The sequence below is a fragment of the Pseudomonas sp. CCI4.2 genome (assembly GCF_034350045.1).
Lineage (GTDB): Bacteria > Pseudomonadota > Gammaproteobacteria > Pseudomonadales > Pseudomonadaceae > Aquipseudomonas.
In genome coordinates this window covers 910,783-924,585 of the sequence record NZ_CP133781.1, presented here as the reverse complement: position 1 = coordinate 924,585, position 13,803 = coordinate 910,783, and the positions used below count along the sequence as shown (strand labels likewise).

General features: G+C 57.7%; 11 protein-coding genes. 2 read left to right on the top strand and 9 right to left on the bottom strand.

All coding sequences use genetic code 11. The features are described from left to right. Window positions 1-60 precede the first annotated feature (60 nt). The 9 genes from phaC (RHM65_RS03960) to RHM65_RS03920 form a co-directional block, all read right to left on the bottom strand. The gene (gene phaC, locus RHM65_RS03960; protein ID WP_322184279.1) at window positions 61-1,743 is read right to left on the bottom strand and encodes a class II poly(R)-hydroxyalkanoic acid synthase; all 1,683 of its coding nucleotides are present in this window, start codon (window positions 1,741-1,743) and stop codon (window positions 61-63) included. Window positions 1,744-1,919: 176 nt separating this feature from the next. Next, on the bottom strand, window positions 1,920-2,774 hold the full coding sequence (phaZ, locus tag RHM65_RS03955) for a poly(3-hydroxyalkanoate) depolymerase (protein WP_322184277.1): 855 nt from the start codon (window positions 2,772-2,774) through the stop codon (window positions 1,920-1,922). A 134-nt stretch (window positions 2,775-2,908) separates the two neighbouring features. Further along, window positions 2,909-4,588 carry a class II poly(R)-hydroxyalkanoic acid synthase gene (gene phaC / locus RHM65_RS03950; RefSeq protein ID WP_322167231.1) on the bottom strand — a complete coding sequence of 560 codons (1,680 nt, stop codon included), beginning with the start codon at window positions 4,586-4,588 and terminating at the stop codon, window positions 2,909-2,911. 344 nt (window positions 4,589-4,932) lie between these two features. Beyond that, window positions 4,933-5,310, bottom strand: a complete 378-nt coding sequence (locus RHM65_RS03945; RefSeq protein ID WP_322184275.1) for a DUF971 domain-containing protein — start codon at window positions 5,308-5,310, stop codon at window positions 4,933-4,935. An 88-nt stretch (window positions 5,311-5,398) separates the two neighbouring features. Then, on the bottom strand, window positions 5,399-6,736 hold the full coding sequence (gene hslU / locus RHM65_RS03940; RefSeq protein ID WP_322167233.1) for an ATP-dependent protease ATPase subunit HslU: 1,338 nt from the start codon (window positions 6,734-6,736) through the stop codon (window positions 5,399-5,401). Window positions 6,737-6,803: 67 nt separating this feature from the next. Continuing rightward, window positions 6,804-7,334 carry an ATP-dependent protease subunit HslV gene (gene hslV, locus RHM65_RS03935; protein WP_322167234.1) on the bottom strand — a complete coding sequence of 177 codons (531 nt, stop codon included), beginning with the start codon at window positions 7,332-7,334 and terminating at the stop codon, window positions 6,804-6,806. 276 nt (window positions 7,335-7,610) lie between these two features. Next, on the bottom strand, window positions 7,611-8,306 hold the full coding sequence (locus RHM65_RS03930) for an SPOR domain-containing protein (protein ID WP_322167235.1): 696 nt from the start codon (window positions 8,304-8,306) through the stop codon (window positions 7,611-7,613). A 1-nt stretch (window position 8,307) separates the two neighbouring features. Beyond that, window positions 8,308-10,044, bottom strand: a complete 1,737-nt coding sequence (gene argS / locus RHM65_RS03925; RefSeq protein ID WP_322167236.1) for an arginine--tRNA ligase — start codon at window positions 10,042-10,044, stop codon at window positions 8,308-8,310. 232 nt (window positions 10,045-10,276) lie between these two features. Further along, entirely contained in the window at window positions 10,277-12,496 is a 2,220-nt protein-coding gene (locus RHM65_RS03920; RefSeq protein ID WP_322184273.1) for a primosomal protein N', read from the bottom strand. A gap of 166 nt (window positions 12,497-12,662) precedes the next feature. Here RHM65_RS03920 and rpmE point away from each other — a divergent pair, with 166 nt between their 5' ends. Both rpmE and RHM65_RS03910 read left to right on the top strand, forming a co-directional pair. Then, window positions 12,663-12,905, top strand: a complete 243-nt coding sequence (gene rpmE, locus RHM65_RS03915; RefSeq protein ID WP_322167238.1) for a 50S ribosomal protein L31 — start codon at window positions 12,663-12,665, stop codon at window positions 12,903-12,905. Window positions 12,906-12,926: 21 nt separating this feature from the next. Beyond that, a complete protein-coding gene (locus RHM65_RS03910) occupies window positions 12,927-13,730 on the top strand; it encodes a thermonuclease family protein (RefSeq protein ID WP_322184271.1) in 804 nt (267 codons plus the stop codon). Window positions 13,731-13,803: the final 73 nt, after the last annotated feature.

Genomic DNA, 13,803 nt, shown 5'->3' with positions numbered 1-13,803 from the left:
CACCGCATCAAACCTCGCCAACCAGTTGGCTCCTACTGTTCATGTTGGCCGTCGCAGGATTTAACGCACATGCACATAGGTGCCAGGCGCAGCCTCCATGGGCGGATAGTTTTGGTTACCCAGCACCATCAGTGTTTCTCGTTGTTCGCCGGAGCGCTGTTGAATCCACTCCAGCCAGTTAGGCCACCAACTGCCTTCGACGGTTTTGCCATCATAAAACCAGGCGCGCGGATCGCTGCTGAGCTTGGGGTTTTCGACATAGTTGGATTTAGGGTTGCCCGGCGGATTCAGAATGCTTTGCACGTGGCCGCTGTTGGACAGGACGAATCGTCGATCGCCCCCGAGCAGCAGGGTGGAGCGATAGACCGCATCCCACGGGGTGATGTGGTCGTTGATGCCCGCCACGCTGAAGCTGTCCACGGTGACTTTTTGCAGGTCAATGGGCGTGCCGCAGACTTCCAAACCACCGACATGACTCAGCGGGTTGTGCTTGAAGAAGTCCAACAAGTCACCGTGCAATGCGGCGGGCAGGCGTGTGCTGTCGTTGTTCCAATACAGAATGTCGAACGGCGGCGGGCTTTTCCCCAGCAGGTAGTTGTTGACCCAATAGCTCCAGATCAAATCATTGGGGCGCATCCAGGCGAAGATTTTTGCCATGTCGCGGCCATCGAGAACGCCTTGCTGGTACGAGCGTCGCTTAGCCGCTTCCAGGGTCTGCTCATCGATAAAAAGCGTGGCCGGGCTTTCGATCTGGCTGTCTAAAAGGCTCACCATATAGGTTGCGCTAGAGATTCGACGTAATTGCCGTTTGGCCTGCAAATGCCCTTGCAGCGCCGCCATGGTCAAGCCACCTGCACAAGCGCCAACCAGATTGACTTCGCGGCTGGCGGTAATGGCGCGGACCACGTTCATCGCTTCTTCAAGGGCTTCGACGTAGCTGGACAGCCCCCATTCGCGGTGGCGCACGTCCGGGTTACGCCAGCTGATCATGAACACTTGCAGGTTATTTTTGAGCGCGTATTGCACGAAGCTGTTGGCCGGGCTGAGGTCGAAAATATAGTACTTATTGATTTGCGGCGGCACGATCAGCAGCGGCTTGGCGTACTGCTTTTCACTCATCGATTTGTACTGCATCACTTCCAGTAGCTCGTTGCGGAACACCACCGAGCCAACGGTAGTTGCGACGGTTTTGCCGACTTCGAACGCATCCTTGGTGGTCTGGCTGGGCAGTCCGTTGTTGTGTAACAGGTCATCAACCATGTGGCTGAGGCCCTTGACCACGCTGCTGCCGCCGGAGTTGAACAGCTCTTTGAGCGCCATGGGATTGAGCAAGGTGTTGGACGGTGCGAACGCATCGTTGATCAAGGAAAAGATGAAGTGCGCTCGGGCTCGGTCATCCTTGGACATGCTGCTGTCGTCGATCCAGCTTTTGAGCTGATGCTGCCAGCTCAAGTAAGCCTGCAAACTGCGTCGGTAAAAGGGATTTAGCTGCCACGTAGGATCGGCAAAACGTGCGTCACGCGGATTGGGCGGGTAGGGGACGTCGCCGATCAGTACACGGCCTAGTTGTCCGCCGAGGGCCAGTGCATGTCGGGCGCTGTGGATAGGGTGGCGCATGCTCTGTGCGGCCACGCTGCGCAAGGTGGAAAACAAGTCTTTACCGCGCAACCCAGTGATAGCGCTTTGCGCGTTAATAAAAGTGGCCGGGGTCGGCGCCGGGCTCAATGTGTTTTTGTTTCGCATCGGGGCAACACTCCTTCGTCAGGCCATCAACACATCAACACGCGCAAAACAGCCGCCGAACGAGCGCGCTGTTTTACGAGATTCTGCGCCGTGGAGCACTCCGGCCAGGGCGCAGTGGGTAAGCGATTTCTCCTGTAAAGCTACTTCAATGGCAGTCGAGCTGAAGGTTGAGTCGGTTATCGCTCCAGCGGTGCGGGTTGCGGATGCATGACCGCACGCTGTCGTTCTTCTTCGAGGAATTTCATGATGATCGGCGCCACGGCTTCGGCGCGGGTGATCAAAAACAAATGACCATCGTCGATTATGTGTAGCTGGGCATTGGGTATCCGCCAAGCCAGCAAGCGCATATTTACCAACGGTATAAGTGGATCGTCATCGCCCGCCAGCACCAGCGTCGGCTGATGGATTTTGTGCAGCCAATGAATACTGGTCCAGCCCATCCCGGCGAACAGTTGCCAGTAGTAGCCGAGCTTTCCGGACGAGCGGACTTTAGCGGCATGGTTGGCCGCCAGGTTAGGGTTGCGCCGAAAAGACCCGCCGTAGATTTCCGGTGCAATTCGAATCACGTGGGACGGTTGGATGTAGCGCCGTGGGCTAGCCATCAACCACAGCACCCGCGGTTTGCCCGGCACCATCACCATTCCTGCCGCCGTCGCCGCCAGCACCAGTTTTTTGCAGCGCTCCGGGTAGTCGTAAGCGAACTGCTGGGCCAGCGCGCCTCCCCAAGAAACGCCGATCACGTTGACTTGGCCGTAGTCGAGGTAATCGAGCATGCGGGCGGTCAGCTTGGCCAATCCCGAAAAGCGAAATGGCCTGCTCGGTGTGGAAGATCCGCCAACGCCCGGCACGTCGAACGCGATCACTTCGAGATCGGGGTCGAGTGCATCGACGAATGGAAACACCAACTCCAGGTTGGCGCCGATGCCGTTGAAAATCAGCAGCGGCGTCATGTGTTTCTTGCCTGGGCGCACGGCCGTGCGGATGGTATGGCCATCCAGGTCGACGGTACGAAAAACAAACGGTTGTGGCATGCGCGAAAGCCCTATGAGTTATACCGCTGGCAAAGCTGTCCTTTGCTTTGTCAGATCAGGTCGAGGTGGTCCTCGTACTACTTGTCACGTAATCGCGCATCGGAAGCTGAGCCGCCAGCCCCCATTGTTATTGTCTAGCGTTCGTGTACGTAAGTGCCCGGCGATGCTTCGCCGGCTGGATAGATTTTACTGCCTAGGCTGGTTGGCGACTTCTTCAGTTTGCCTGAACGGTCGGCCAGCCAAACTTGCCAGTGCAGCCACCAGGAGTCAGTGTGCTTGGTCCCGTTCTCTTGCCATTCTTTGGAATCGAGTGGCAGTTCAGGGTTGGTCATGTAGCGTGATTTCGGATTGCCCGGCGGATTCAGAATGCTTTGGATGTGACCGCTGCTGGACAACACGAATTCAGTTTTGCCACCGAACAAGCGTGCCGATTTGTAGCACGACCCCCACGGTGTGATGTGGTCGTTGGTCCCCGCGAGGCAGAACACATCGCTGGTGATTTTCTTCAGGTCGATGGGCGTGCCGCTGACTTCTAGCGCGTTCGGGCGAATCAACGGGTTGTTCTTGAACATTTCGATCAAGTCGCCGTGAAAGGCGGCCGGCAGTCGGGTGGTGTCGTTGTTCCAGAACAAAATATCGAAGACGGGTGGCTCGTTGCCCAGCAGGTAATTGTTGACCCAGTAGTTCCAGATCAAATCGTTGGGGCGCATCCAGGCAAAGATTTTTGCCAGATCGCGGCCTTCCAGCACGCCGGCCTGATAGGAATGACGCTTGGCCGATTCCAAGGTTTTTTCGTCGACGAACAGGGCGACTTCGGTTTCCATCGTGGTGTCGAGCACGCTCACCAACAATGTCAACGCGTGGACCTTCTGCTCGCCAAGCGCGGCGTAATGGCCTAGCAACGCGGTGCAGGTGATGCCGCCCGAACACGCGCCGAGCATGTTGATGTCTTTGCTGCCAGTGACGGCGATAACCACATCCACCGCTTCCTTGAGCGCGTCGATATAGGTCGACAGGCCCCACTCGCGCTGAGCCTTGGTCGGGTTGCGCCAACTGATAATGAACGTCTGGACGCCGCCACGCAGGCAAAACCGCGCGAGGCTTTTCTCCGGGCTCAGGTCGAACACATAGAACTTGTTGATCTGCGGCGGGACCACCAGCAGCGGCCGTTCAAGCACTTGTTCGGTGATGGGCTTGTACTGGATCAGCTCAAGCACGTCGTTGCGGAAAATTACCGAGCCTTCAGTGGTGCCCAGGCTCTTACCGACTTCGAACGCGTCCATGTTGACCTGGCTGGGCATCCCGCCGTTGTGTACCAAGTCCTTGGCCAAATGTGACAGGCCGTCGAGAACGCTTTTACCGCCGGTTTCGAAGAAGCGTTTAACCGCCGCGGGGTTAGCGGCGGTATTGGTCGGCGACATGGCCTCGGTCATGAGGTTAATCACAAAGTGACCGCGGCTGATGTCCTGCGGCGACAGGTCACTGTCGCCGATCCAGTCGTGCAGTTCTTTGCGCCAGGCAAGATAGGTCTGCAAATAGCGCCGGTACAGCGGGTTCTGGCTCCATGCGGGATCCGCGAAACGGCGGTCGTCGGCGGCAGGTTGCAGGGTGGATTTACCGAGTAATACGTTCTTCAGCTCGATACCGAAATGGGCCACATGCTTGACGCTATGGATAGGTTGTCTGAGGGCTTGGCTTAGCACCATGCGTGCGGTCGTCAGTAAATCTTTACGCCGCAGTCCCACAACCGGGTTCAAGTTCAACGTGCTTTCAGAGGCTTGACGCTGCAGGTCATCGTTGTTGTTGCTACTCATCTATGACGCTCCATTGTCCTGAGACGAGTACTGAATATTTCTGTGAAAGGCAGCAACACAGGTCAATTCCAGTACTACTGCTCGGGGTAATCGATGATGGCTAAACCAGACGTTCCCAGTCGGCATCTACGAACGAAACGCCGTAAACAAAAACGGCAGCGGGACTTCATTCGTTACGTATTTGCACGTACTGGTTCTGCAGAAATTAAATGCAGGGAACTTGCCAGATCTATTGGTTACCCGAGATTTCACAAAATCGCAAGCAGGGCCAATCGTTGGCCTCTGCGAGGGACATTGGAGCAAACAAAATTAGAATGGTCGCCCTAAAAGGCTAGACGGTTGAGCTAGAGCATCAGCTTGATGATTTGCTCGGAGGGGTCGCGGGACTTTCCAGCCGCTTTCAGCTCAGCAAGATAATCGTCCCATAACTGTTCCTGGCGTTGCGCCAATTGGTACAGATATTCCCAAGTGAACAGTCCGCTGTCATGACCGTCGTCGAAGGTCAATTTTAGTGCGTACTGCCCAGCCGGTTCGATCTTGCTCAAGCCGACACCCAGCTTGCCGAATTGCAGGATCGGATGACCATGGCCCTGAACTTCCGCCGACGGCGAATGCACGCGCAAAAATTCGGCAGGCAGGTGGTACTCCTCACCGGTTGCGTATTTCAGCGTCAGGGTTTTCGAGGCTTTGTGGAGATTGATAGCAGAGGGAAGGTTGGGCATAGGACGAGAGCCTAAAGGGGTGAGTTACAAGCTGCAAGCTACAAGCGGATCGCAATCCACTTGCCGCTTGCGGCTTAAAGCTTGCCGCTTACAGTATGTACCTTGATAGATCTTCGTCTTTGGCCAGTTCGCCCAGGTGAACGTTGACGTATTCGGCGTCGATGCGGATGGTCTCCGCGCCCTGCGCGGCGGCGAGGTCACCGGCGCTGAACGACACTTCTTCAAGCAAGCGTTCGAGCAAGGTGTGCAAACGACGGGCACCGATGTTCTCGGTTTTCTCGTTCACCTGCCAGGCAATCTCGGCGATGCGCTTGATGCCGTCGGGCAGGAACTCGATGTTCAGGCCTTCGGTTTTTAGCAACTCGCGGTACTGCTCGGTCAGCGATGCATGGGGTTCGCAGAGGATACGTTCGAAGTCTTGCGGCGTCAGGGCTTTGAGCTCGACGCGGATCGGCAGACGACCTTGCAGCTCGGGTACCAGATCGCTCGGCTTGCTCAGGTGGAAGGCGCCGGAGGCAATGAACAGGATGTGGTCAGTCTTGACCATGCCCAGTTTGGTGTTCACGGTGCAGCCTTCGATCAGCGGCAACAGATCACGTTGCACGCCTTCACGGGACACGTCGACACCACTGGTATTACCGCGTTTGGCGACTTTGTCGATCTCATCGATGAACACTATGCCGTGTTGTTCAACAGCTTCCAGCGCTTTGGCCTTGAGTTCTTCTTCGTTGACTAAACGCCCGGCTTCTTCATCACGCACCAGTTTCAACGCGTCTTTGACCTTGAGCTTGCGGCTTTTCTTTTTGCCTTTGCCCATGTTCGCGAACAAGCTTTGCAACTGGTTGGTCATCTCTTCCATGCCGGGTGGCGCGGAGATATCGACACCCACCGTGTCGGCGACTTCGATTTCTATTTCTTTGTCATCTAACTGACCTTCACGCAGGCGTTTGCGAAACAGCTGACGGGTGTTGGAGTCAGAGGCTGGCGCGGCATCCTCGTTGAAACCCACTCGCGCAGGTGGCAGTAAGGCATCAAGGATCCGGTCTTCCGCCGCGTCTTCGGCACGGTGCTGAACCTTCGTCATTTCCTGTTCGCGCAGCAGTTTGATTGCGGCATCGGCCAAGTCGCGGATGATCGATTCGACATCGCGGCCGACGTAGCCCACTTCGGTGAACTTGGTGGCTTCGACTTTGATGAACGGCGCGTTGGCCAGTTTCGCCAGGCGACGGGCGATCTCGGTCTTACCGACACCGGTGGGCCCGATCATCAGAATATTTTTCGGAGTCACTTCAACACGCAGCTCTTCAGGCAGCTGCATCCGGCGCCAGCGGTTACGCAGTGCAATGGCGACGGCGCGTTTGGCATCGTCCTGGCCAATGATGTGCCGATTGAGTTCGTGGACGATTTCGCGGGGAGTCATAGACATGATAGTGGCGGTCCTCTAGCTGAAAAAAGCGCTCTTGCCGCTCAAAGTGGGCGGCCTGGAAAATGGCTTATTCGGCGAGGTCCTGCTCCTCAATGGTGATGTTGTGGTTGGTGAATACGCAGATGTCGGCAGCGATGCCCAGCGCGGTTTCGGCAATTTCACGCGCTGAGAGTTCGGTTTTCATCAACAGGGCGCGGGCGGCGGCTTGAGCGAACGCACCACCGGAACCCATGGCAATCAGGCCATCTTCGGGCTCAACGACGTCGCCGTTGCCGGTAATGATCAGCGAGGCATCTTTGTTGGCAACCGCGAGCATTGCTTCAAGGCGGCTCAGGGAGCGGTCGGTTCGCCATTCTTTCGCCAATTCAACGGCGGCGCGAACCAGATGGCCTTGATGTTTTTCCAACTGGCCTTCAAAACGCTCGAACAGCGTGAAGGCGTCGGCGGTGGCCCCGGCGAACCCGGCGATCACTTCGCCGTGGTATAGGCGCCGCACTTTTTTCGCGTTGCCTTTCATGACGGTATTGCCGAGGGAAACCTGGCCGTCGCCGGCCATGACGACTTTGCCGTTACGGCGCACTGAAACGATGGTGGTCAAGGGAGAGTCTCCACGCAGCGGGGCGAAAATGCCCTAGTGGAAACTCATATGGGGGTGGGGACTGGCATTTCAACCGTGGGGGATGAAAGGGTGAGTGTGGCGGCAGCTTCAAGTTTCAAACTTTAGCGGTAAGAAGAACAACATGCCCCCACAGGGCTGCATCAGACCTGTGGGAGTAGGCTTGCCTGCGAAGCATTCAACGCGGTGTTACAGATACACCGTGTAAAGCCATTGGCAGGCAAGCCCGCTCCCACAGGATAGATGTCATGTCCGAATTTACTTACCTTGGCGCTGCTGTAACAACAAGTTGCTAAAGCCGCTGCCGGCCAATTGCTTTTGGGCAATGGTCAGTTGTTCGCGGTTGCTGAACGGGCCGACCAGCACCCGGAACCAGGTTTCATCTTTCACCGTGCCCGACTCAACCTGTACCGCTTGCCCGAGCAAAATAATCTGCGCACGGACTTTATCGGCGTCAGTCTCTTTACGGAACGAACCGGCCTGCAAGAAGAACTTGGTCACGGCTGCCGGACCTGGTTTGACCACCGGCGGTGCCGGCGGCGGAGTGACGCCACTGAGGGCCGCTTGGGCGCGGGCAGTGTCAATTTTCGCCGCCTGCTCCGGGGTGACTGGCGCCACGATGGGCGCAACAATCGGTGGGGTTTTCTCCGGCACCGCTTCGTTGGGCACGATAACTTCCGACTCAGGCAGCAGGGTATAGAAGTCGTATTTGGGCTTCACTGGCGCCTGAGGGCTGGGCGGCACTTTGTTGGCTTCGGCGATTTTTGCCGCTTTAGTTTCTTCTTTGACGCGTTTGACCTCTGCGCCACTCGGTCCGATTTTCATCAGCACAACCACAAAAGCGCCTACCGCAAGGCCAATCGCTAGCCATAACCATCCCGGAATCGGCTTCTTTGCGGGTGCCTGATAACGGCTGGCGCCGCGCTTGGGAGCAGGTTTTTTCTTCACAGCCAACTTACATGCGCTCCAGAGTGTCCAGACCCAAGAGTTCCAGGCCTTGCTTGAGGGTGCGACCGGTTAACGCGGCAAGGCGCAGACGGCTTTGCTGTTGTTCCGGATTTTCCGCACCGAGGATCGGGCAGTTCTCGTAGAAGCTGGAGAACAAACCGGCCAGGTCGTAGACGTAAGCGCACAACACGTGCGGCGTGCCTCTTTCGGCGACGTTATTCAGGGTCTCACCGAATTGCGCCAATCGTGCTGCCAAGTCGGTTTCTTGCGGCGCTTCAAGGACGATCTGCCCTTGGGTGACGTCGAACGGTTTACCGAGCTTGCGGAAAACACCCGCCACGCGGGTGTAGGCATACAGCAGATAGGGGGCGGTGTTGCCTTCGAAGCTGAGCATCTGATCGAAGTTGAAGCTGTAATCGCTTGTGCGGTGTTTGGACAAGTCGGCATATTTCACCGCGCTGATGCCAACGGCCTTTGCAATGCTGCGCAGTTCGTCTTCGGCGACTTCCGGGTTCTTTTCTTTGACCAGGGTGTAGGCGCGTTCCTCTGCTTCATCGAGCAGGTCAACCAGCTTGACGGTGCCGCCGTCACGGGTTTTGAACGGACGGCCGTCAGCGCCGTTCATGGTGCCAAACCCCATGTGTTCCATCTGCATGCCGTTGGTCACAAAGTTGGCACGGCGTGCGACTTCAAATACTTGCTGGAAATGCAACGCCTGTCGTTGGTCGACAAAATACAGCGCCCGATCCGCTTTCAAGACGTTGCTGCGATACCGGATAGCGGCCAGGTCGGTGGTGGCATACAGATAGCCGCCGCCGTTTTTCTGCACAATCACCGGCAGCGGCGTGCCTTCGGCGGTTTTGAATTCTTCAAGGAACACACACTGCGCGCCGTTGCTTTCAACCAGCAGGCCGGTGGTTTTGAGGTCGCTGACAACCTTTGGCAGATCATCGTTGTAGGCGCTTTCGCCCATGACGTCGGCCGAGGTCAGTTTGACGTTGAGGCGTTCGTAGGTTTGTTGGCAATGCAGCAGGGAGATGTCTTTGAAGTGCGCCCACAACGCCAGGCAATCAGGATCACCGGCTTGTAACTTGACCACCAGACCTCGTGCTCGCTCGGCGAACTCTTCGGACTCGTCGAAGCGATGTTTGGCAGCTCGGTAGAAATTTTCCAAGTCTGACAATTCATCACTGGCCGTCGGTTTTTCCTGCAAGTACGCCAGCAACATGCCGAACTGGGTACCCCAGTCACCGACGTGGTTCTGCCGAATGACGGTGTCGCCTAGAAATTCCAGCACATTAGCCACGCCGTCGCCAATGATGGTCGAACGCAAATGCCCGACGTGCATCTCTTTGGCCAGGTTCGGTGCGGACAGATCGACCACTACCCGTTGTGCAGCGCCCACTTTACGCACCGACAGTTGCGGATCGACCAGCGCAGCATCGAGGCGCGCTGCCAGCGCTTGAGTGTTCTGAAAGAAGTTGAGGAAGCCGGGGCCGGCGATGTCCACTTTGCTGACTTGCGAATCGGCAGGCAGGGCAGCGACCAGCTTTTCTGCCAGGTCACGAGGCTTCATGCCAGCAGGTTTGGCCAGCATCATCGCGATATTGCTGGCGAAATCCCCGTGGGTTTTATCCCTCACGTTTTCCACTTGTATCGCCGGGGTCAGCCCTTCAGGCAGTACGCCTTCGTTGACGAGTTGGGTCAGGGCTTGTTGAATCAACTGGCGAATAGTGTCTTTCATGGTGCTCTCTTTCGACCGCAAGCGCGGCGGCGCCTGGATGCGCGGGTGGAAAAACTGGGCATTATCCGTTGCGAGGGCGGCCTTGCCAACCACGACGGATGTGCGGTCTCACAGAGGACTGCGTTTGTGAGTGTTTTGAACTCTGTAGGTACCAGCTTGTTGGCGAAGGCGGTTTGTTGGTTTACCGGCCTTCGCCAACAAGTTGGCTCCACAGAGGGGTGTTGTTTGACGCTCAATACAAATCTACCGGGTCCACATCCAGCGACCAGCGCACTTGTCGGCCGCTGGGCATTTGTTCAAGCACCAATAACCACGCGCTGAGCAGTCTATGCAGCGGCGCACGGGCGCTGGCTTGCAACAGCAACTGTGCGCGATAGCGTCCGGCGCGGCGCTCCATGGGAGCGGGCACCGGGCCCAGGAGCTCAATGGCGCCCAGGTTCATTTCTGCTAACAAGCGCTCGGCTTCGGCGCAGGCATTGTCGAGAAAGCTTTCGGCCTGCCCCGGCTTGTGCGCTTCAGCCCGCAGCAACGCTAGGTGAGAAAACGGTGGCAGGCCCGCAGCACGGCGTTCGCTGAGCGCTTGTTCAGCGAAGGCAAAATAGCCTTGTTCCGTCAGTTGAATCAGCAGTGGGTGGTCGGCCAAATGGGTCTGGATGATCACTCTGCCCGGTTCTTCAGCGCGCCCGGCTCGGCCCGCGACCTGGACGATCAACTGCGCCATGCGTTCGCTGGCGCGGAAGTCGCCGGAAAACAGCCCGCCATCGGCATCCAAAATCGATACCAGCGTTACCCGTGGGAAGTGATGCCCTTTGGCGAGCATTTGCGTGCCGACTAAAATGCACGGCTGACCGCGCTGAATGGTGGCAAATAACTGGTTCATCGCATCTTTACGCGAGGTGCTGTCGCGATCCACCCGCAACACTGGGAAGTCCGGAAACAAAATTCCCAAGCGCTCTTCGGCGCGTTCGGTGCCGGCACCTACCGGACGTAAATCGACTTTGCCGCACGACGGGCAGCGACGCGGCGTGCGCTCGACATGGCCGCAATGGTGACAACGCAGTTCGCCGGAGCGTTGATGTACGGTCATTCTCGCATCACAACGCGGACACTCCGACAGCCAGCCGCAGTCGTGACACAACAGGGTCGGTGCAAATCCACGGCGGTTAAGGAATACCAGCACTTGCTGGCCTGCCGCGAGTGTTTGGCCGATGGCTTGTTGCATCGGCCCGGAAATACCGCTGTCCAGCGGACGGCTTTTGACGTCCAAGCGCAAGAATTTCGGTTGCTGCGCACCGCCTGCCCGTTGATTCAGGTGCAGTAAACCGTAGCGGCCGGTGTAGGCGTTGTGCAGACTTTCCAGCGACGGCGTAGCCGAGCCGAGCACGATCGGAATGTTCTCCTGCCGCGCCCGAACCAGCGCCAGATCGCGGGCGTGGTAGCGCAGGCCCTCCTGCTGTTTATAGGAACCGTCGTGCTCTTCATCAATGATGATCAGGCCGGGATTTTTCATCGGTGTGAACAGCGCCGAGCGGGTGCCGATAATGATGTCGGCTTCTCCGTCCCGAGCGGCCAACCACGCGTCGAGGCGATCCCGGTCGCTGACGGCCGAATGCACCAGCGCAATGCGCGCGTTAAAACGTTGCTCGAAACGCGCCAAGGTTTGCGGGCCAAGGTTGATCTCGGGGATCAACACCAGCGCCTGCTTGCCCGCTTCAAGGGTTTCGCGGATCAGCTGTAAATAGACTTCGGTCTTTCCGCTGCCGGTCACGCCCGCCAGCAGGAACGAATGAAAGCTGTCGAAGCCGGCGCGAATGGCTTCATACGCAGCGCGCTGTTCCGGGTTCAGCGGCAGTTCCGGTTGTGCGAGCCAGCGTTCATGGCGTTCGCTGGGCGCATGGCGACGCACTTCGACGTGGACCATGTCCTTGGCGAGCAGCAGACTAAGGCTCTCGCGGTTCAGCATTAATTTGCTGAGCAACTGATGCGCAACGCCGTGGGGGTGTTGCGCCAGCGTAGTCAGGGCTTCCCGTTGTTTGGGCGCGCGCGCGATGCGCGGGTCATCCAGCCGGGCGCCGGGGGTCACCTGCCAGAACCGCTCCTGACGAGATTGCGCGGGTTCGCCCTGGCGCAACAGTACCGGCAACGCCCAGCTCAAGGTGTCGCCAAGGCTGTGTTGATAGTATTGCGCGGTCCACAGGCACAGCTTGAACAATGACGGCGGCAGCGGCGCTTCGTGATCCAATATCGCCACGGCGGGCTTGAGCTTTTCAGCCGGCACGTCGCTGTGATCCACCACTTCGATCAAAATGCCGATCATTTCTCGACGCCCGAAAGGCACCCGCACCCGCATTCCGGGTTGCAGCGCGCTACGCAGCACTCCAGGAGGCGCGCGGTAGTCGAATAAACGTCTGAGCGGCGAGGGCAGGGCGAGGCGCAAAATGGCGTCGGGCACGCGGAGGGTTCTCTGTAACGGTCTGTGACGAAGCGGCGATCTTAGCAGACGGCCGGTGTAAAAGTTCGCTTGCGTCCTAGCAATTGTCTGGTAGTATCCGCAGCCTTATTACGTGCGGTATTCAACAATAGTGTTGAGTGGCGGCACGCTAGCCGAGGAAATACCCATGAAAGCTGATATCCATCCAGTATACGAAGCCATTGTCGCCACTTGCAGCTGCGGCAATGTGATCCACACTCGTTCTAACCTCGCCAAGCCAATGAGCCTTGACGTGTGCAACGAGTGCCACCCGTTCTACACCGGCAAGCAGAAGACTCTTGATATCGGCGGCCGCGTCGACAAGTTCAAGTCGCGTTTCGGTGCATTCGGCGCTACAAAAGCTCCTGCCGCAGAAACTGCTGCAGAGTAAATGGTGGGTCTGGGAGGTCCGATGGGCTTCTCCAGACTGCTTAAAAAGGCGTCCCTCGCGGGCGCTTTTTTTATGCCTGCGATTTGGTTGTCTACGGCTCAGGCGCTATGTCCTGCACTTAATACCCTTCCGGTATTCGCCGTTCAGCGGGTGGTAGATGGCGACACCGTGCGCCTTAGTGACGGACGCAGCGTGCGGATGATTGGCATGAATGCGCCCGAGACCGGTAAGAAAGGCCGTGCTGCCGAGCCATTCGCCGATGCTGCCAAGCGTCGGTTGCAAGCGCTGATCGACGCCAATGACGGTCAAGTCAGTGTGCGGGTCGGGCAGGATCCGAAAGACCATTACGGCCGTACACTGGCCAATATTTTTGGTCGTGAGGGTGAGAACCTTGAGGCGCAGTTGCTGGTCGAGGGGTTGGGCTATCAAGTGGCAATTACGCCGAACGTCGCTTTGTTGGCGTGTCAGCAGGCGGCGGAGCGGGTTGCCCGTCAGGCAGGATTGGGCGTGTGGCGAGTATCCCCGGTGCAGCGTGTCGGGCAAATCAACGCTGGTGGATTTACCCTGGTTACTGGTCGGGTCGCCGATGTTCAGCGTAATGGCGGCGGGCTGTGGATCGAGTTGGAGGGGTCGCTGGTTCTGCGCATAGCGCCAAATCTCCTGAGCCAGTTCGACGTTGCGCAGTTGCTGCGCCTCAAAGGCCAAACACTGGAGGCGCGAGGCTGGGTGATTGACCGTTCCCGCCGTGGTGGTCACTTCGCAGGTCAGGCGCGATGGATGCTGCCCATCACTCACCCTGCAATGCTCTATCTCCCCGATAGATAAAATTGTAGACAGTCTTGATAGCGGATTGTGAACACTGCAGGCCTTGTGTTCCGTGGCCCTAGGCGTAAAGTCG

What these genes read in the sequence shown, in the direction of transcription:
- rpmE (WP_322167238.1), top strand. Translation starts at nt 12,663, where the DNA reads ATGAAAGCTGATATCCATCCAGTATACGAAGCCATTGTCGCCACTTGC.
- RHM65_RS03945 (WP_322184275.1), bottom strand. Translation starts at nt 5,310, where the DNA reads ATGCCCAACCTTCCCTCTGCTATCAATCTCCACAAAGCCTCGAAAACC.
- RHM65_RS03910 (WP_322184271.1), top strand. Translation starts at nt 12,927, where the DNA reads ATGGGCTTCTCCAGACTGCTTAAAAAGGCGTCCCTCGCGGGCGCTTTT.
- phaZ (WP_322184277.1), bottom strand. Translation starts at nt 2,774, where the DNA reads ATGCCACAACCGTTTGTTTTTCGTACCGTCGACCTGGATGGCCATACC.
- phaC (WP_322167231.1), bottom strand. Translation starts at nt 4,588, where the DNA reads ATGAGTAGCAACAACAACGATGACCTGCAGCGTCAAGCCTCTGAAAGC.
- phaC (WP_322184279.1), bottom strand. Translation starts at nt 1,743, where the DNA reads ATGCGAAACAAAAACACATTGAGCCCGGCGCCGACCCCGGCCACTTTT.
- hslU (WP_322167233.1), bottom strand. Translation starts at nt 6,736, where the DNA reads ATGTCTATGACTCCCCGCGAAATCGTCCACGAACTCAATCGGCACATC.
- argS (WP_322167236.1), bottom strand. Translation starts at nt 10,044, where the DNA reads ATGAAAGACACTATTCGCCAGTTGATTCAACAAGCCCTGACCCAACTC.